Origin of the sequence: Paenibacillus gansuensis (assembly GCF_042684925.1) — a bacterium.
GTDB lineage: Bacteria > Bacillota > Bacilli > Paenibacillales > DY6 > Paenibacillus_N > Paenibacillus_N gansuensis.
This window is the reverse complement of record NZ_JBHUME010000008.1, coordinates 303,041-322,532: the sequence shown is the minus strand read 5'-3', so window position 1 is coordinate 322,532 and position 19,492 is coordinate 303,041. Positions and strand designations below refer to the sequence as shown.

The window sequence follows — 19,492 nt, the reverse complement described above, 5'->3', positions numbered from 1 at the left end:
AGTATTGAAAAATATCGGAGGAATAAAGAAACCATGCGCAAAACGAAAATTGTATGTACCATCGGCCCTTCCAGCGAATCTCTGGAAAACACGAAGAAACTGATTAACGCGGGTATGAACGTAGCCCGTCTGAACTTTTCCCACGGCGACTTCGAAGAGCACGGCAACCGGATTAAGAACATCCGTCAGGCTTGCCAGGAAATGAACAAGACGGTAGCGATTCTGCTCGATACGAAAGGTCCTGAAATTCGTCTGGGCAAATTGGCTGTAGAGCCGATTGAATTGGTACAAGGCAATTCTATTACTTTGACAACAGAAGAGATTCTTGGGGATGAAACCCGGATTCCGATTACTTATAAAGATTTGCCGAGAGATGTAAAAGTCGGCTCCACCATTTTGATTGATGACGGCCTGATCGGCTTGACTGTTACCGGTATCCGCGGAACAGAGATCGACTGCACGATCGTGAACAGCGGTCAGATCAAGAGCAAGAAAGGCGTAAACGTGCCTGGCGTGCGCATTTCCCTCCCTGGTATTACGGAGAAGGATGCAAACGACATTATTTTCGGTATCGAGTCCGGCATCGACTTCATTGCCGCTTCTTTCGTTCGTAAAGCAAGCGACGTGCTGGAAATCCGCCACCTGCTGGAGCAATACAATGCACAGCATATCCAAATCATCTCCAAAATCGAGAACCAGGAAGGCGTAGACAACCTGGATGAAATTCTTGAAGTTTCCGACGGCCTGATGGTTGCCCGCGGTGACTTGGGCGTGGAAATTCCGGCTGAAGAAGTTCCTCTGGTGCAAAAGCGCATGATCCAGAAAGCGAACATCGCCGGCAAACCGGTTATTACTGCTACGCAAATGCTTGATTCCATGCAGCGCAATCCTCGTCCGACCCGTGCGGAAGCAAGTGACGTGGCGAACGCGATCTTCGACGGAACAAGCGCGATTATGCTTTCCGGCGAAACGGCTGCAGGAAAATATCCGGTTGAATCTGTGGAAACGATGTCCCGAATTGCACTGCGTGCTGAATCCGCTCTGCAATACCGTGAAATTTTCGTTCATCAGGCGAACGTTTCCCAAAACTCCGTAACCGAAGCGATTTCTCAAGCGGTTGCGAACACAGCTCTGGATCTGGGCGCTAAAGCGATCATTACTTCTACCGAGAGCGGCTTTACTGCTCGTATGGTTTCCAAGTACCGCCCGAAAGCTCCGATTCTTGCCGTGACTCCTACGGAGCAGGTAATGCGCCGACTCGCTTTGGTTTGGGGAGTTATCCCTGTGAAGGGAACTGCAGCGACTACTACGGACGAAATGTTTGACATTGCCGTAAACGGCGGTATGTCTACAGGTATGCTTCAACTTGGCGACCTGGTTGTCATCACAGCCGGCGTACCTGTCGGCCGTGCCGGTACTACGAACCTGATCAAAGTTCACCACATCGGTGATATGATTGCCAAAGGCCAGGGTCTTGGTACCCAGAACGCAACCGGCCGCATTGTAATTGCGCGCTCTCCTGAAGAAGCAATCGCGAAAGTAGGCAACGATTCGGTACTTGTGACCTACTCTACCGATAAAGAATATATGCCTGCATTTGAGAAGGCCAAAGCGGTAATCACCGTTGCGGGCGGCATTACTTCTCACGCGGCAATCGTTGGCCTGAACCTGGGAATCCCGGTTGTCATCGGTGTCGAGAATGCATTAGATGTGCTGAAAGACGGCATGGAAGTGTCCGTTTATGCGGAGTTCGGCGTGATTTACACCGGACAAGCCAGCGTACTGTAATCCCTTATAACAGCCAGAGCCCCCGCGAGAATTTCGGTTCTCCGGGGCTCTTTTTCATTGGCGGACAAGGAGGTATCGAAAAAGTGGAAACAAGATGGTTCTCTACCCGATTCAGGGTAAGATATCAGGAGACGGACCGTATGGGTATTGTGTACCATGCGAATTATTTGACGTGGATGGAGATCGGACGGACGGAGCTGATCCGCGAACTCGGCATGACCTATCAGTCTTTGGAGGAAAAAGGGCTTTTGCTGCCAGTGGTGGATGCTGCGGTGAGTTATAAAATGCCGGCCCGTTATGATGATATGGTGACCGTATGGACTTCAGTGCACGCTTACTCCCATGTGAGAATGGAGTTCCGGTCGCAAATCCGCAGGGACCTGCCGGAGGAAGAGGAAGCGGCAAATCCGATCCTTGCAGAGCCGACGGGTGAGCTGCTCGCTGAAGGGGCTACCAAGCATGTGTGGGTAAATGCTGCCTGGCGGCCTGTACGTATAGATAGAGAGGCTTCTGAGCTGTATGAGATGCTGAGGAAATTATCCGAAGACGGGAAATGAGGTAGATTACCAATGTTAAAATGGCTTGTCATTCTGTTTATTGTCGTTCCTGCTTTGGAAGTGTGGAGCCTGATTCAGATGGGGCAGTGGATCGGAGGCTGGCAGACGTTCGGTTTGATTCTGCTTACCGGTTTTCTTGGAGCCTATTTGGCCAAAAAGGAAGCGAGAAAAGTGTTCGCCGCCGCGCGCGCCCAGATGGAGGCAGGGCGTGTGCCAAGCACGACGATCCTGGACGGGATCTGTGTTCTGGCCGGCGGGCTGATGCTTCTCTCGCCCGGTTTTCTCACCGACATCGTCGGTTTTCTCATTTTATTTCCGCCTACCCGCCCCTTCTTCCGGCTCACCCTGCAGGGTTTCATTCAGAACCGGCTGATGAAAGGGAACGGAACATTCACCTTTTTTAAGATCAAATAAGTCTTAACACAGCGTTAACATTCGTAGACTATACTACTTAGGCCTGGTACCAAAGCGCACGAAATGGAACAGATCACGGAACACATTCGCTTTGACGAATGCGGAGAGGATGACAAGCGTAACCGGGCCTATAATCAAACCAAGTACGCCGAACAGCTTCAGTCCAATGAACATGGCTATTAGGGTAGCTAGCGGATCCAGTCCGACACTGCTGGCCAACACTTTCGGTTCCAGGATTTGTCTTGCAACAAGGATGATGCCGTAAACAATGGATAATCCTATTCCCAGCTGAATATCCCCATACACATAGACGTATATGATCCAGGGAACCATGACGGCCCCTGTACCGAGGTACGGAAGCAAGTCGACCAGACCGATCAGAAGACCGATCGTAATGGCATAATTTACGTTCAGGATGAGCAGGCCTACAATCACAAACATAGCTGTAATGGAGATCAGTATGAATTGGGCGCGAAGGTAGCCGAACAAAGCTTTCTGCAGGTCGGCCCAGATCACTGCGAAGGTGCGCAACGTGTTCGACGGCAGCCATTCCGAGAACTGCTGCTGATGTCTTCTCCAGTTTTTGCTGATAAAGAACGTAGCCAGCAGAATGACGATGGCAATCGTAGCTATGCTGGGCAGTGCTTTAATGACACTTATGGTTATGTTAAAGAAATCACCGATGACTCTGGAGATGATATCGGCTAAACTTGCCGCGTTTGAAGACAAATTATTGTTGATCGTATCCTGATAATCCGGATTATCTTCATATAATTTACTTAGCTGCTGCACTACACCCTGAATAATTTCAGAGTTGGCAAGCTTCAGCAGATCATCGATCCATTTATCCAGATTGGCCTGTACTGTTTCTAGCAATACCCCGATTTCCACAACGATTCGTGTGACCAGTACAGTGATAAAAGTGACACAAATGCCGACAAAGGCGATCAGCGTAACCGTTACGGACAGCCACCGGGGGAATCTGGCTTTGTTCTGAAGCAGGTTGATGACCGGATTCAGTGCATAAGCGAGCAGCCAGCCGAAGATGAAGGGATATACCAGAGGGGTGACGTAATAAACAGTAAGAAAGACTGCGGCAGCGCATAAGAGCACCAGGACTCCCCTAAGTACCTGCCTGAGTAAAATACGGTCCATGTAAGACCTCCTTTTCATATTTTGAAATAGCGGATTTTATGTAGGCAACCTAAACGGACGTAATCGTCCCATACTGATTATGCAACTATTGTACCATGTTAGGGAACTTCCACCAAAATGAACTTTATTTGCACAACTGCCTGTTCTTTATACTTATTTGGAGGGGACTTTGATTATGAAAACAAGCTCTGGCGGCAAAGATGTCGTATCCCGTTATGTGAACCGCGAGCTGAGCTGGATTGAATTTAATAAACGCGTATATGAGGAGGCTCAGGATACGGAAAATCCGCTGCTGGAACGGGCCAAATTCCTGTCCATCGTATCATCCAATTTAGATGAATTTATGAGCGTGCGCGTGGCGGGGATAAACGATCAGGTTAGAGCGGGCATTACCCGCAAAGATTTCAGCGGATATACGCCGCAGGGATTATTGAAGCGTATCATGAAAAGGTCCGGCTCCATGGTATCTGCACAATACAGGACGTTTAGGGAACTGAAGAAGCTGCTGGCCAAAGAGGGAATCCATTTCACCAAATATGCCGAGCTGAGCCCAGTCCAGCAAAAAGCTATGGACGACTACTACCATGATATCGTTTTTCCTGTTCTGACGCCGATGGCGGTTGACCAAAGCCGTCCTTTTCCGCTCGTACATACGCTGGGTTTATATTTGGCCGTTATTCTCAAGTTGGAGGATCAAGACGAGGACCCGGAGGAAGAGCCTTATTTTGCCATCGTTCAGGTTCCTTCCATTCTTCCCAGGTTCATAAAGCTTCCAGCCCGTGCCAACAGCAAAAAGCTGGAATACATCCTGTTGGAGGATCTGATCCGCATCCATATTCAAACGCTGTTCAGCGGCTACGTTCCCGTAGATGTGCATGGTTTCCGGCTGACGCGTAATGCGGATATCACACTGAACGAAGAAGAGGCGGAGGACCTTCTTGAGGAAATTGAAAAAGAACTCCGCAAACGCAGATGGGGACTGCCTGTTCGTCTGGAAGTGGAGAAGGGGATGCACCCGTATTCCTTGAGCATGCTGCAAGAGGAGTTTGAAATCACAGACAGTATATTTGAAATTGACGGGCCGATCGACCTGACTTATCTGATGAGGCTGGCCGGCTCCATCCCGGGAAGAGAGGCGCTGCGTTTTCCGAAAATTGAACCGGCATATCCAGCCGAGTTTGCGGAAACGGAGGATCTGTTCAGTGTGATCCGGCAGCGTGACGTCCTGGTATATCACCCTTACGAATCGTTCACATCGGTGGATGACTTTCTGACGGATGCGGCCTATGACGACAAGGTGCTCGCGATCAAAATGACGCTGTACCGTGTCAGCGGGAACTCCACCCTGGTGCAGGCGCTGGCCAGAGCTGCGGAATCCGGTAAGCAGGTTACAGTTGTCGTGGAATTGAAAGCCCGGTTCGATGAAGAGAAGAACATCGCTTGGGCCCGCCAACTGGAGAAAGCAGGCTGTCATGTCGTATACGGGCTCGTCGGCTTGAAGACACACGCGAAGATTACGCTGGTACTCCGCCGTGAGCAGGACCATCTTCGCAGGTATGTCCATGTCGGTACGGGGAACTACAATGACAATACGGCGAGGTTATACACCGATGTGGGACTGTTTACTTCCCATCCGGTCATCGGGGAGGATGCCTCCGCCTTATTTAACGAAATAACGGGCTACTCCGCACCCCACAACTGGCAGGCTTTCGGTGTAGCCCCGAGCGCTCTGAAAGATAAATTGTACCACTTGATCGACAGGGAAAGAGAAAACGCCCTGCAAGGCAAACCTGCCTACATAATCGGTCAGATGAACTCCCTGTCCCACCAGGAAATCATCGATAAATTATACGAGGCTTCCCAAGCCGGTGTAAAAATCGATCTGATCGTCAGAGGCGTCTGCTGCCTGCGTCCGGGTGTGCCGGGCTTAAGCGAGAATATCAGCGTCTATAGTATTGTCGACCGGTTTCTGGAGCATGCCAGGCTGTTTTATTTCGAGAATGAAGGGGATCCCGAGGTGTTTATCGCGAGCGCGGACTGGATGACAAGAAATCTGACGCGCCGCGTTGAGCTGATGAGCCCGGTCTTCGACCGCGAAATCCGCGGTACGCTGATCCGGATTTTACAGCTGAAGCTGAGGGACAATGTCAAGTCGCGCCAGCTTTTGCCTAACGGCACTTATGCCCGCGTGACGAATGAGCTGCCTGCATTGCGAAGCCAATTCGCCGCGGTCGATATTAAGAAGTGGAAACGTTAAGGCTCCATCCGCAGATCCGCGGTTAAGGAGAGCCCCCATTGCTTGGTAAATTCTTTGCCGACAGCCTCCGCCTCTTTCCACTCGATGGCGGCATCGTGTCCGGCATAAAGCGTAAGCGACAGGGTATGTTCCGCGAGTACGGCATCGAGACGGGTGACCGGCTGTGTTTCGCTCCGGTCAAACGCAATCGCCAGCTGCAGCAGTGTCCCTAGTTTAACAATTAAATCAAGGTCGGATTCCGCCAGTATATCCTTATGTTCGGAATACAAGGCGCGGGTCCGGCTTTTTGTCTTGTAGGAGGCAATCATCGCGCAGATCAGGATTTCCCTGTGGGAAAGCCCGTCGATCCGCGAGTGGGCCATTACATAGAACGTATGCTTCGCATACTGGTAATAATGGATCGTTACGCCGATTCGGTACAGAAGCGAGGCGGTATGCACATATGATCTAGCCCGGCGGGACAGCCCGAAGCGGGACTGCAAAGCGTCGAACAGCGTCAGGGAGAGGCGGTTGACCTGCTCCACATGAGCATGGGGCATCGCAGGGTGGAGCGCCATCAGATTGCGTACGCTCGCCTCAAGCACCTCGTCGGCTTCCGGCCGTTCGGGACGCACCGTTTGGAAGAACAGCCCGTCACGCAGCCCTGATCCGCTGATTACATAATGGGAAGCCGCGGTATGCTGGAACACAGCCTGCATGATAACCAGACCGGGAACGATAATGTCCGCCCGTTCTTTGGCCAGTCCCTGGACTTTGCGCCGCTTGTCGAGCGGCATCGCCCGGAGCGATTGCAGCCATTGGGTAACATCCTGCGCTGCCATTTGGTAATTATGCGTGAGGCCGAGGGAATACTTCTTCGCTTTCTGGTCTATTTTGGAAACGGAGCGGATGGTGCCTCCCAGCCCGATCAGCGGCAGTCCCGGCGCTTTCCGGATCCAGGGTTCTCCCTCCATTGCTTTGATCGCCATCGAACGGATTTTGGACAAGTCTTCTTCATCCAGGTTGCCGTTCTTTAAAAACTGCTTTGCCGTATTTACGGAACCAAACGGAAAGGAGACGCTGTGAAGCAAATGCCGGTCTTTAAAATAGGAAATCTCGGTGCTTCCGCCGCCGATGTCCACAATAAATCCTTCTGCAATGTCCAGCGTGTTGCGGACTCCTAAATAGCCATAGCGGGCTTCCTCATGGCCGGAAAGAATTTCGACCTTAATGCCTGAGGCCTCTTCGACGGCCTGAACGATCTCCCCGCTGTTGCCGGCATTGCGGACAGCTGCCGTAGCTACCGCGCGGATCGAGTAGGCGCGGCTTGCTTCGCAGAGCATTTTGAAATAGGCTAACGTTTCGATAATCAGTTGGATTCCCGAGTGCGGCAGCCGGCCGTCGGCGTCAATATGCCCGCTGAGCCTGGCGGAAGCTTTGCTTTCATCGATGACTCTGTAAGCGCCGTTCTCCGTCTGCTCATAAATCACGAGACGGATAGAGTTGGAGCCGATGTCGATAATGCCGAAACGTTTACTGGTCAAGACAGGTTTCCTCACAATCATTAATGATGGGAATACAGATAGTCTTTCCATTTTAACACTAGTGTCCGCGTAGTCCAAAATAAGATTATGAAACCCTTTTCAAAAATTCTTTTATAGTAGCGATAATGAAGTTTTATGTACGGTTCGGTTCACATCGCAAATAAAATGCTTTATGATAAAGATGGGCTTACAGAAAGTTTCCATGCCCGATTCATCGGGCTTTCTGAGGATTAATAGTACTAGGATTGTTTTCATATGGATTTGAGAACCCGCATTTTGAATGCTAAAGGAGAGAGAAGGATGACAGCAACTAAAGGGCTTGAAGGCATCGTTGCAACCACCTCATCGATCAGTTCCATCATTGACGGATATCTGACGTATCGCGGCATTAATATTGACGAGCTTGCTGAACAGGCAACATTTGAAGAGGTTGCCTACCTGTTATGGTTCGGTAAGCTGCCTACACAATCGGAGCTGGATCAGCTGCTGGCAGACTTGAGCAAGGAAGCTGCCGTTCCGGCTGAGATGATCAGCCAGCTTAGAACCTATCCGAAAGATGCAAATTCGATGGCTGCCCTGAGAAGCGCGGTATCTTCCCTGGCATTGTACGACGCCGAAGCGAACGATATGTCCAAAGAGGCGAATATCCGTAAAGCGATCCGGCTTCAGGCGCAGCTGCCTACGATCGTAGCTGCCTTTGCCCGCATTCGTCAAGGCTTGGAGCCAGTTGCTCCGAAGCAAGGCGTATCCGTCGCTCACAATTTCTTATATATGCTGACTGGACAGGAACCGGATGAAGTAGCCGTGAAAGCGCTGGATACAGCGTTAGTGCTCCACGCGGACCACGAGCTGAATGCTTCTACGTTTGCTGCACGTGTAACCGTTGCCACGCTGTCCGATATTTATTCCGGCGTGACTTCGGCTATCGGCGCCCTGAAAGGGCCTCTGCACGGCGGTGCGAACGAAGCGGTAATGGCGATGCTGGAAGAGATCGGTTCCCCGGATCAAGTGGAATCTTACATCAGCGGCAAGCTGGAGAACAAAGAGAAAATTATGGGCTTCGGCCACCGCGTTTACAAGAACGGCGATCCGCGCGCGAAACATCTGATGAAGATGTCCCGCGAACTGGGGGAACTGACAGGGAATTTGCGCTGGTACGATATGTCTATTAGAATTGAAGAGTTGGTAACCGGACAGAAAGGCCTGAAGCCGAACGTAGACTTCTACTCCGCTTCCGTGTACACTTCGCTGGAAATTCCGCGCGACCTGTTCACGCCGATCTTCGCGATCAGCCGTTTGTCCGGATGGACGGCGCACATTCTGGAACAGTACGACAACAACCGTCTGATCCGTCCGCGCGCAGAGTATACCGGACCTGAGAAGGCTCAGTACATTCCGGTAAGCAAGCGCTAATTATTGAAGCACCAATCTATTTTTGATATTCTGGGAGGAATTTTACATGCCGCAATTCGAGAAATACGCTCTGCCGACAGAAGGGCAGCCTATTACGATTGACAACGGAAAGCTTCAAGTGCCTAACAACCCGATTATCCCTTTCATCGAAGGGGACGGAACAGGTCCTGACATCTGGGCGGCTTCCAAACGCGTTCTGGATGCTGCTGTAGAGAAAGCTTACAACGGCGAGAAATCCATCGCCTGGTACGAAGTATTTGCCGGTGAGAAATCGTTCAACCAGTACGGCGAATGGCTACCTGCTGACACGCTGACAGCGATCCGCGAGTATATCGTTGCCATCAAAGGTCCTTTGACTACGCCGATCGGCGGCGGCATCCGCTCTTTGAACGTTGCTCTTCGCCAAGAGCTTGACCTGTATGTCTGCCTTCGTCCTGTCCGTTATTTTGACGGCGTACCTTCTCCGGTGAAACGCCCTGAGCTGGTAGACATGGTTATCTTCCGTGAGAACACAGAGGACATCTATGCAGGTATCGAGTATCAGGAAGGTTCGGAAGAAGTGAAGAAAGTGCTTGCGTTCCTGCAGCAGGAAATGGGCGTGAAGAAGATCCGCTTCCCGGAAACTTCCGGTCTCGGCATCAAGCCGGTTTCCTCCGAAGGTTCCAAGCGTCTTGTGCGCGCTGCTGTTGAATACGCGATTCAGCATGGACGCAAGAGCGTTACCCTTGTACACAAAGGCAATATCATGAAATACACAGAAGGCGCGTTCAAGAACTGGGGTTACGAAGTGGCTGAGCAGGAGTTCGGCGACAAAGTATTCACTTGGGGCCAATACGACCGCATCAAGGAAGAGCAAGGCGCGGACGCTGCGAACAAAGCTCAGAAAGAAGCGGAAGCAGCAGGCAAAATCATCGTGAAAGATGCGATTGCCGACATCGCTCTTCAGCAAGTATTGACTCGTCCGACGGACTTTGATGTTATCGCAACATTGAACCTGAACGGTGACTATCTGTCTGATGCTCTGGCTGCTCAAGTCGGTGGTATCGGTATCGCTCCGGGAGCTAATATTAACTACGTGACTGGACATGCGATTTTCGAAGCTACACATGGTACGGCTCCGAAATATGCCGGCCTGGACGTAGTAAACCCTGGTTCCGTCATTCTTTCCGGCGTTATGATGCTTGAGCATCTGGGCTGGCAGGAAGCGGCTGACCTGATCTACAAAGGCATGGAAACGTCCATCAACAACAAAACCGTTACTTACGATTTTGCCCGTCTGATGGAAGGCGCTACCGAAGTGAAGTGCTCGGAATTCGCTAACCAAATTATCGCTAATATGTAATAAGAAAAGACGGTATGAGCTGCTAAGCTTTGCCGTCTTTTTCCTCAAAACAAGGGAGGCATCCTATCATGGCCATTCAACGCAAAAAGATTACCGTCGTAGGCGCAGGCTTCACAGGCGCAACAACTGCATTGATGCTTGCTCAGAAAGAACTCGGAGACGTTGTTCTGGTGGATATTCCTCAACTGGAGAACCCGACCAAAGGTAAGGCGCTGGACATGTTGGAAGCCGGTCCGGTGCAAGGGTTCGACAGCAGCATCACAGGTACTTCGAGCTATGAAGATACCGCAGGGTCCGATATCGTCATCATCACAGCGGGGATCGCGCGCAAACCCGGCATGAGCCGCGATGACTTAGTTAACACAAATGCGGGCATCGTGAAATCCGTCTGTGAGAACGTGAAAAAGTATGCGCCGGATGCTTACGTCATTATCCTGAGCAACCCGGTTGATGCTATGACTTATGTAGCTTATGAAGCGCTGGGCTTCCCGAAAAACCGGGTCATCGGCCAGTCCGGGGTACTGGATACCGCCCGCTACTGTACATTCATAGCGCAAGAGTTGAATGTTTCCGTAGAGGACGTTCGCGGTTTCGTATTGGGCGGCCACGGGGACGACATGGTACCGTTGGTCCGCTACTCCAACGCGGGCGGCATTCCGATTGAGAAGCTGATTCCGGCTGAACGCATTGAAGCGATCGTGCAGCGTACTCGTACGGGCGGCGGTGAAATCGTGAATTTGCTGGGCAACGGCAGTGCGTACTATGCGCCGGCAGCCTCCCTTGTTCAAATGACTGAAGCGATTTTGAAAGACAAGAAACGCATCCTTCCGGTCATCGCGCTGCTTCAAGGCGAATACGGCTATGACAACCTGTTCATGGGCGTACCGGCCATCTTGGGCGGCGACGGAATCGAGAAAGTGTTTGAATTGGAACTGACGGATGAAGAAAAAGCGGCTTTGGAAAAATCCGCTCAATCGGTCCGCAACGTAATTCAGATTGTGAAAGGGTAACCCAGCCAAAGAAATCCCCGCCTTCGAACTTAGTTCTTGGGCGGGGATTTTTGTTGAAATATCAGAAAGTATAAGTTTCACGTAATACTCAGTTCTGATATTTCTACGGAATGAAACGATCTTTTTGCCTAAAGGACGGAGTAAGTCGTTTCACCGTGTGCCAAATTACATCTGAGAGCCGCGAGACTGTTTCTTGTCCCAGTATTTCTTCACGGCTGGAATGCTTCCGATACCGACAGAGATGATGAAGGTGACGGCAAGTGCGCCGAGCACGATCATAAATCCGGAGGTGATAATGATGGAAGCCAGCCCGATTTCGGTCAAACCGATGACAACGGCCAGGACGATGATGAGCGGCTGGATAAAGCTTTTCAACGGATTGGAGTCGCTGACCATGCCTGCCGCCATACGGGCCAATACAATGCCGGCAAGTACAATAAGTGCTACAAGCACCAGGCGCGGCAGAAGTGCCATGATGGAAGCGACGGTTGCAGAAATAAACTCAAGTCCGAGTATGTTCGTGCCCTCCACCAGGAAGAACCCGAATACCAAAATACCGATCAGGTTGGCGATCCAGCGGGTAACAGGCCATGTGGTGCGTGCACCCAATGTATCTCCAGTGGTGTCAAGCACCGGGGTAATCCCGCCGCCAAGCGGATTGCCTTGGGCGTCGAGCATGGTCTTTTTACGATTGAACATGGTCGCCAAACCGTAGGTCTTCTGATCCAGCTTCATAGGAGACAGCAGCGTTAAAGCGAAGTTACGGGCAATTTTGGCGATAATGTACCCTAGGTAAATCAGGAACGCCGCAACGGCTACCCGAGGAATCCACGACATAATGAGATTGAGAATGCCTTCCGCCGGCTGTTGGATCGATTGAATCTGCAGAATGTTAAGCGCCTGTACTATGATCGGGAACAAGATCAGGAAATACACAAGGCTTCGGATGATGGACGGCGCATTGACTTCCGGACCTGTCCAACGCTGCAGATTCATGGAAGCCGCTAGCGTTTGGGCCAGATTAGCCACGAATTTGGCGATCAGGTGACCGATCACGACCAGTATAGCGGCCGATACCAATAGCGGCAGATAGCTGATGATCAGATTTACAATCGCGCCGACCGGTCTGGAAACGGCATCGATGTGCAGTGCCTGCAGTATGCTTGGAGCAAACAAAAGAATGATCAGCGCGTAGAGCACCGTACCCAAAGTTTCTTTATACTGGTTCAAAACGGGGGAATGTTTTCTCACCGTTTCGGAATCCAGCATCCGGACCAGCAGGCTTTTCAGCAGCGTACCTAAAATATGGGCAACCGCAGCAAGCAGAGCCGCTGCCAGCAGGTAAGGAATGAAAGAGGTAATTGAACCAATGAGCCCGACAAACGGATTCAGGATGGAAGTAAACGACATGAGCTCAAGTACAACTAGAATGGTAATCAGGTATAAGAAATATTTTATCACTTGCCCGGCAATGCGGCTCAACGACGATTTGGATTTAAAATAAGTTTCGCCGTGCCGGTCGACATTCGTCCTCGAAAGACCTTTGGCAATCGCGCCTCCGACAGCCTTGGCAACCCAGAGCCCCGCAATAAGAATTACTACGGCCGCGAGCAAGCGCCAGATATGATTGTTGTTCATCAAATAAACCATGTCCCAGTTATTCCAGTTGTCATTATGGTTCATTCATGCATCTCCCTTTCAATGGTGGATTTGTTCTGTTCAATACATAAACACTGTTTTTTGAAGTCAAACAGACCTTATATATGGAAAATGGGGATATTCGGCCGGAAATGGTGACATTTTTGTAAAAATCGGCATGTTCTTTTTGTTTTGGCCTGGAAAATGAAGTATACTAAACTGTGAAATGTAACATGGGAAAAATACTAGATTTGGAGGGGTTAGCGTGGAGAGCGTATTTTTATTTATCCATTTAATCAGTGCGGTAGGCCTCGGATTTTACTTGCTATTGCCATTTGTGAGCGGTCAAGCCAACAACCTGCCGGTGCTTCGTTCTATGAACCGGATCGGAACGTATCTGCTGATCGTTCAATTTTTGACGGGCGGATATCTTGTATCCAAATATGACTTGTCCGTAGCGTGGATGGTAGTTTCCATCGTGCTTTTGCTGGCGATTTTCGCACTGACAGGCATTATGGGCAAAAAGATGAAGGAAGGCAACACCTCTTCCGTGCAGACACTGAGCGCTGTAAATGCGGTGCTTCTCGTTGTGACCGTGTACATCATGAGCCATCCGGATGTAATATAATCGAGGATAAGACTTTTTCCGCAGAAACAATGAAACCCGAAAGGCAGGCACTTGGTTCAAGTGCCCGTCATTCGGGTTTTTGTTTGCAGGCCCCGGCCTAACGAACTCCAGACACGCTAAATCGCCCAAAATGCGGCTTTTCAAGTTCTAACGGACATCAGCAGCCATATTTAGTGAATATGACAGTCCGAAGCGGATAAAGCTAGCAAATAGCGTGTTTCCGGTAAGTTTACTCCGATAGTTCATCCAGTGTTTTCTCAAAGCTGGGGGCAAAGTGTTCGAGGAAAAAAGCGATTTCGGGCATTTGCAGTGACTGCATGGCTTCCTCCGTCTGGCGCTTGGCTACCAGAAATTCACGATTGCCGGCGGAGAGCTCGGTGACGCATTTCAAGTAGGCATCCAGCAGGTCCGCAGCTTTAATATAAGTATAGAGTACTGGATCAATATGGTTGCGCACCAGCGGCCCGTAAATGTGGCGCAGTTCCGGAGGAGCGAGATCAGTCAGCTTTTCGGCGGCGACGGCTTCGATTTCCCTGAAGTTTTTGAGAATGCTGGGATTGTGATGCTTCACTGGCGTAGGGATATCTCCGGTGAACACCTCGGTACTGTCATGAAACAGCGCGGCCGCAGCAGCCTGGTTGGCGTCTACGGAGCGGCCGTAGATTTCGCTGCCGATCGTGCAAAGCATGTGTGTCAGCAAAGCGACGTGATAAGAATGCTCCGCTACGGTTTCTTTATGCGTATTCCGCATGAGGCTCCAGCGCTCGATATATCGTAAGCGGTACATATAAGCTAAAAAGTGGCTTTCCAAATTCATCGTTCCTTTACTATGGTCTGATGGACGGGGTGCGGTTACCTTACAACTGATGACGGCCTGCTGTGTATGAAACCGTTTATCCTGACGGACAAATTATGGTATGATAAAGTGTAGTTCTTTTGTTGTGATCATACCATTTTTTCTGTATAGATGTCAGGGAGGAGCCGTCAGAATGAATCAATTTCAGGAAAGCATGTATAAGCTCATTGTCGAAACATCCACGAACTTGCCTGCAGACGTCAGACGCGCGGTGAACGCTGCGAAAGCGAAGGAGGATCAAGGCACGCGTGCGGCGCTGTCCTTATCCACGATTGCGGAGAATATTGAGATGGCGGAATGCAATGTATCGCCGATCTGTCAGGATACAGGCATGCCGACTTTCGTCGTGCACTGCCCGGTTGGCGCGAATCAGATCCAGATGAAGCGCGATATCCGCGAAGCGGTTCAGCGTGCGACAAAGGACAGCAAGCTTCGTCCGAACTCCGTGGATTCGCTCACGGGGGCTAACAGCGGAGATAATTTGGGGCCGGGCACGCCGGTCATCCACTTCGAGCAATGGGAGAAGGATGAGATTGATGTGCGGCTGATCCTGAAAGGCGGCGGCTGCGAGAACAAGAACATCCAGTACAGCCTGCCGGCGGAGCTGGAGGGACTGGGTAAAGCGGGCCGTGATTTGGACGGCATCCGGAAATGTATCCTTCACGCTGTTTACCAGGCACAGGGCCAAGGCTGCAGCGCGGGCTTCATCGGTGTCGGAATCGGCGGCGACCGGACGACAGGGTATGAGCTGGCAAAGCAGCAGCTGTTCCGCAAGGTGGACGACGTGAACCCGAATGCAGAGCTTGCGCAGCTGGAAGATTACATTCTGGACAATGCGAACAAGCTGGGGATCGGCACGATGGGCTTCGGCGGAGCGGTAACGCTGCTGGGCTGTAAAGTCGGCGTGATGAACCGCCTGCCTGCCAGCTTCTTCGTTTCTGTTGCATATAATTGCTGGGCGTACCGCAGGCAAGGGGTGCTGGTCAATGCGGCTACAGGCGAGATCCAGGAGTGGATATACGAGGCCGGGCAAGAGGTGCCGATGAAAGACACTGCGGGTGAAGAAGCGGCCGCTGCGGCTGAACGATCCGGACAGCAGGAGGAGCGCCGTGAAATAGTGCTCCAGACGCCGATTTCCGAAGAGCAGATCCGCCAGCTTCGCGTAGGCGATGTGGTTGTCATCAACGGACATATGCATACCGGACGTGATGCGCTTCATAAACATCTGATCGACCATGACGCACCGATCGACCTGAACGGGCAAGTAATTTACCATTGCGGACCGGTCATGAGCAAAGATGAGAACGGCTGGAAGGTCCGGGCGGCGGGGCCGACAACAAGTATCCGCGAGGAGCCTTACCAAGGGGATATTATTAAGAAATTCGGTATTCGTGCCGTTATCGGCAAAGGCGGGATGGGCGCTAAGACGCTGAAAGCACTGCAGGAGCACGGTGCGGTGTATCTGAATGCCATCGGCGGAGCGGCTCAATATTATGCCGAATGCTTTAAAGAGGTGGAAGGCGTGGACTTCATGGAATTCGGCATTCCGGAAGCGATGTGGCATTTGAAGGTAGAAGGCTTTGCGGCTATCGTTACTATGGATTCCCACGGCAACAGCCTTCATGCCGATGTAGAAAGAAACTCATTGGAGAAACTGGCCGAATTCAAAGAGCCTGTGTTTAAATGAGTACCGACGCGATGAAACGGATACCGTTCGGACTGCGCTTTAATGCGTGGTTCGAGCGGTATATGTTTATTGTCATCCCCGGGGCGCTGACGGCCGGCTTTTGGTTAGCGGATGAGCTTCAGCCTTTCATCGCCTGGGTCCCGTGGCTGTTCGCTTTTATCACTTTGGTCATGGGCTGGGGCTGCAGCGCGGGCCAGATCGCCAAGGAGCTGCGCCGGCCGCTGCCGATGCTGCTGCTGTTTGCATTAGCCCACATCGCGGCACCCCTCATCGCCTACGCGATGGGGGCTGCCCTGTTCGGTGCCGCCTCCCCGTACGTCGTCGGCATGGTGCTGTTCACCGTGATCCCGCTGGGCGTGTCCTCGGCGATCTGGGTCGGCTTGTCCGGCGGCAGCACCGCCTGGATTCTCGCCATGATCGTGATCGACTCGCTGCTCAGCCCGGCAGTCGTTCCGGCCAGCGTGCACCTCTTCTTCGGTGCCGACATCCACATCGACTCCGCGGGCATGATGCTGAAGCTGCTCGCAATCATCGTGATCCCTACGGCCGCCGGAGTGGCCTTGTACGAGCTGTCCCGCGGCCGCATCAAAGCTGCGGCCGCTCCTGTGGCTGCGCCGGTGTCGAAGCTCTGCTTCACCGCCGTCGTCATGATCAATGCGGCGGCCATCGCACCGCATGTAACAGCCCTTCGGCACGACATGGCTGTCGTCCTGCCGGCTGTCCTTGCCCTCGTGGCCGTGTGCTATCTGCTCGGCCTGCTCGGGTCAATGCTGCTTCGGCGGCGTGACCCCGCCGCAGCGGCGAACCTGACCTATGCCTCGGGAATGCGGAACATTTCCCTCGGCATGGTCATCGGGCTCGCCTATTTCGGGCCGCTGGCCGCGGTGCCCGTCGTGCTCGCCATTCTCATTCAGCAGCCGATGGCTACGCTGAATTATTGGATCCTCCGGTCTGTTGAAGCCCGTAGGCTGCGCGGCCGAAGCGGCAATGTTCCACATTGGAAAGCCTAGTTTTCGCTGCGAAAAACGCTTGCCAATTGGCATATAAAGCTACCTATAAACGCGGTCGCTCATCCTGAGTTGCTTCGATAAGGGTTATTTTCCACATTGGAAAGCCTAGTTTTCGCCTTGCGAAAAACGCTTGCCAATTGGCATATAAAGCTACCTATAAACGCGGTCGCTCATCCTGAGTTGCTTCGATAAGGGTTATTTTCCACATTGGAAAGCCTAGTTTTCGCTTTGCGAAAAACGCTTGCCATTTGGCATATAAAGCTACTTATAAACGCGGTTGCTCATCCTGAGTTGCTTCGATAAGGGTTTATTTACAAAATCTTAATAAACAACCCACTAGTCTTCATGTCTTGTAAAAGTTACGATAATAGAAGTGCCTTTGCGCCAAGTTAACGAAGGAAAGTGATGTGGCCAATGAAGAAGTTTCGCGTCCGGCTGACGTTGATTTTTGTGGTGCTGATCGGGTTGTCCGTGTTGGCCAGCAGTATTTTTATGGCGAGGACGTTCAATCAATCCCAGCTGAAAAGCCTCAAAGAAAACCTGGTCAGGGAGAGCAAAATCATTCTGGCAATGACGGACTGGCTCCGTGAGGGGAGCGATACCGAACAGATTGCCTACTATACGAAGCTGGCGGAACGGCTGCGCACGATAGCGGAGGCCCGGGTTACTTTTATCCGGGAAGACGGTATCGTGCTGGGGGACTCCGATAACAATCCGGTGAATATGGATAATCACTCCCATCGTGAGGAAGTTGTCCAAGCCCGTGAGCAGGGACTAGGCAGCACAACCAGATACAGTCAGACCCTTAAGAAAAATATGCTGTATGTAGCGGTGCCGGTTAACGATAATCCGAAATTCAGGGGATATGTTAGATTATCAATGAGCCTGGAGGATGTAGAGGCAAGCACCCGTCTAGTGTGGTTTTATCTAATTTTGGGGCTGTTGATCTTCTTCTTGGCGGCGGGACTGCTGAGTTACCGGATCGCCCACGGCCTGACCCAGCCGTTAGAGAAAATTACGCGTGTAGCCCGGCAAATTACGCATATGAATTATAAATCCCGTGTGTATATCAAAAATACGGACGAAATTGGCCAGCTAGGCCACGCGATTAACGCCATGGCGGACTCGCTGCAGTTCCAGATGAACCGGATCCAGGAGGACGAAAGCCGGCTGAAAAGCGTGTTGGAAAATATGATCAGCGGCGTCGTGATGATTGACCGGGAAGGGCGCATTGTGCTGCTGAACCGTTCGGCCGAAGAAATTTTGGGATTCAGCAGCAAAGAGCTGCTTGGCAAACGGTACGACCAGGCAAAGCAGCAGTATGAGATGACGCAGATTATCCAGGAATGCATGGAGCGCAAAGAACATATCCGCGAAGAAATTACGTTTTATTTCCCGGAGGAGCGGATACTGGAGATTAACCTTGTTCCGATGTATCATAGTGAAGAGGAGTGGGCCGGCATCGTGATCGTGCTTCACGATATTTCGGCGATCCGGCGCCTCGAGCGGATGCGCAGCGAGTTTGTCGCTAACGTATCGCATGAGCTGAAGACGCCGATTGCTGCCGTGAAGGGCTTCGCCGAAACGCTTCTGGCAGGTGCAGTCAAAGACGAGGAGACGGCGAATTCCTTCCTGCAGATCATTTATGATGAAAGCGACCGGTTAAACCGGCTGATTGTCGATATTTTGGAGCTTTCCAAGATTGAGTCTAAACGGATACCGCTTTATTTTTCACCGATTCATATGGACATGTTCGTGCGTAAAACAGTCGAGGTTATGCGGACGGAAGCTGCTAAAAAGCAGGTCAAGATTGACATGCAAGTGGATGAAACGGTTTATCTTGAGGCGGATGAGGATAGGCTGCGGCAAATCCTCATTAATCTGTTGGCGAATGGGATCAGCTATACGCCGGAAGGCGGTAAGGTTACGGTGTTGGTGGAACCGGCGGACCCGACGCCGGAAGGGGATTACGAGCATGTCCGGATTATCATTGAAGATACCGGAATCGGGATTCCGAAGAAGGATTTGCCGCGGATTTTCGAACGCTTTTACCGTGTGGATAAAGCACGCTCCCGAAGTTCCGGGGGAACTGGGCTTGGACTCTCTATCGTGAAGCATCTGGTTGAACTGCATAGGGGGACGATCCGGGTGGAGAGCGGCTTGGGCGTCGGTTCCAAATTCATCATCGAATTGCCGGTGATTCATTAAATATAG

General features: G+C 51.6%; 15 protein-coding genes. 11 read left to right on the top strand and 4 right to left on the bottom strand.

Features of this window, described 5'->3' with window-relative positions; genetic code table 11:
• Positions 1-33: 33 nt before the first annotated feature.
• The 3 genes from pyk (at position 34) to ACFSUF_RS13690 (ending at position 2,759) form a co-directional block, all read left to right on the top strand.
• Positions 34-1,788, top strand: coding sequence for a pyruvate kinase (gene pyk / locus ACFSUF_RS13700; protein ID WP_377603476.1), 1,755 nt, complete (start codon positions 34-36; stop codon positions 1,786-1,788).
• A gap of 83 nt (positions 1,789-1,871) precedes the next feature.
• Positions 1,872-2,345, top strand: a complete 474-nt coding sequence (locus ACFSUF_RS13695; protein WP_377603475.1) for an acyl-CoA thioesterase — start codon at positions 1,872-1,874, stop codon at positions 2,343-2,345.
• A 12-nt stretch (positions 2,346-2,357) separates the two neighbouring features.
• Entirely contained in the window at positions 2,358-2,759 is a 402-nt protein-coding gene (locus ACFSUF_RS13690; RefSeq protein ID WP_377603474.1) for an FxsA family protein, read from the top strand.
• A 33-nt stretch (positions 2,760-2,792) separates the two neighbouring features.
• Here ACFSUF_RS13690 and ytvI read toward each other — a convergent pair whose 3' ends face one another.
• Positions 2,793-3,914, bottom strand: a complete 1,122-nt coding sequence (ytvI, locus tag ACFSUF_RS13685; RefSeq protein ID WP_377603473.1) for a sporulation integral membrane protein YtvI — start codon at positions 3,912-3,914, stop codon at positions 2,793-2,795.
• A gap of 175 nt (positions 3,915-4,089) precedes the next feature.
• Here ytvI and ppk1 point away from each other — a divergent pair, with 175 nt between their 5' ends.
• Positions 4,090-6,171, top strand: a complete 2,082-nt coding sequence (gene ppk1 / locus ACFSUF_RS13680; protein WP_377603472.1) for a polyphosphate kinase 1 — start codon at positions 4,090-4,092, stop codon at positions 6,169-6,171.
• Here ppk1 and ACFSUF_RS13675 read toward each other — a convergent pair.
• Positions 6,168-7,694 carry a Ppx/GppA phosphatase family protein gene (locus ACFSUF_RS13675; RefSeq protein WP_377603471.1) on the bottom strand — a complete coding sequence of 509 codons (1,527 nt, stop codon included), beginning with the start codon at positions 7,692-7,694 and terminating at the stop codon, positions 6,168-6,170. The two genes, ppk1 and ACFSUF_RS13675, sit on opposite strands and share 4 nt — an antisense overlap.
• A gap of 300 nt (positions 7,695-7,994) precedes the next feature.
• Here ACFSUF_RS13675 and citZ point away from each other — a divergent pair, with 300 nt between their 5' ends.
• From citZ to mdh, 3 genes are all read left to right on the top strand, one after another.
• The gene (gene citZ, locus ACFSUF_RS13670; RefSeq protein ID WP_377603470.1) at positions 7,995-9,107 is read left to right on the top strand and encodes a citrate synthase; all 1,113 of its coding nucleotides are present in this window, start codon (positions 7,995-7,997) and stop codon (positions 9,105-9,107) included.
• Positions 9,108-9,153: 46 nt separating this feature from the next.
• Positions 9,154-10,449, top strand: coding sequence for an NADP-dependent isocitrate dehydrogenase (gene icd, locus ACFSUF_RS13665; protein ID WP_377603469.1), 1,296 nt, complete (start codon positions 9,154-9,156; stop codon positions 10,447-10,449).
• 68 nt (positions 10,450-10,517) lie between these two features.
• Positions 10,518-11,459, top strand: a complete 942-nt coding sequence (mdh, locus tag ACFSUF_RS13660; protein WP_377603468.1) for a malate dehydrogenase — start codon at positions 10,518-10,520, stop codon at positions 11,457-11,459.
• A gap of 165 nt (positions 11,460-11,624) precedes the next feature.
• Here mdh and ACFSUF_RS13655 read toward each other — a convergent pair whose 3' ends face one another.
• Positions 11,625-13,142, bottom strand: a complete 1,518-nt coding sequence (locus ACFSUF_RS13655) for a mechanosensitive ion channel (RefSeq protein WP_377603467.1) — start codon at positions 13,140-13,142, stop codon at positions 11,625-11,627.
• 220 nt (positions 13,143-13,362) lie between these two features.
• Between ACFSUF_RS13655 and ACFSUF_RS13650 the strand changes: the two genes are divergently transcribed.
• Complete coding sequence (locus tag ACFSUF_RS13650) at positions 13,363-13,725, top strand: hypothetical protein (protein WP_377603466.1); 363 nt, start codon at positions 13,363-13,365, stop codon at positions 13,723-13,725.
• 229 nt (positions 13,726-13,954) lie between these two features.
• Here the strand turns inward: ACFSUF_RS13650 and yfbR are convergent, their stop codons facing one another.
• Positions 13,955-14,536: a 5'-deoxynucleotidase gene (gene yfbR / locus ACFSUF_RS13645; RefSeq protein ID WP_377603465.1), complete on the bottom strand. Its 582-nt coding sequence runs from the start codon at positions 14,534-14,536 to the stop codon at positions 13,955-13,957.
• Between the two features lie 178 nt (positions 14,537-14,714).
• Between yfbR and ACFSUF_RS13640 the strand changes: the two genes are divergently transcribed.
• From ACFSUF_RS13640 to pnpS, 3 genes are all read left to right on the top strand, one after another.
• Complete coding sequence (locus tag ACFSUF_RS13640) at positions 14,715-16,268, top strand: fumarate hydratase (protein WP_377603464.1); 1,554 nt, start codon at positions 14,715-14,717, stop codon at positions 16,266-16,268.
• Positions 16,265-17,278 carry a bile acid:sodium symporter family protein gene (locus ACFSUF_RS13635; RefSeq protein WP_377603463.1) on the top strand — a complete coding sequence of 338 codons (1,014 nt, stop codon included), beginning with the start codon at positions 16,265-16,267 and terminating at the stop codon, positions 17,276-17,278. Before ACFSUF_RS13640 ends, ACFSUF_RS13635 begins: the two co-directional genes overlap by 4 nt.
• A gap of 414 nt (positions 17,279-17,692) precedes the next feature.
• Entirely contained in the window at positions 17,693-19,486 is a 1,794-nt protein-coding gene (gene pnpS / locus ACFSUF_RS13630) for a two-component system histidine kinase PnpS (RefSeq protein ID WP_377603462.1), read from the top strand.
• Positions 19,487-19,492: the final 6 nt, after the last annotated feature.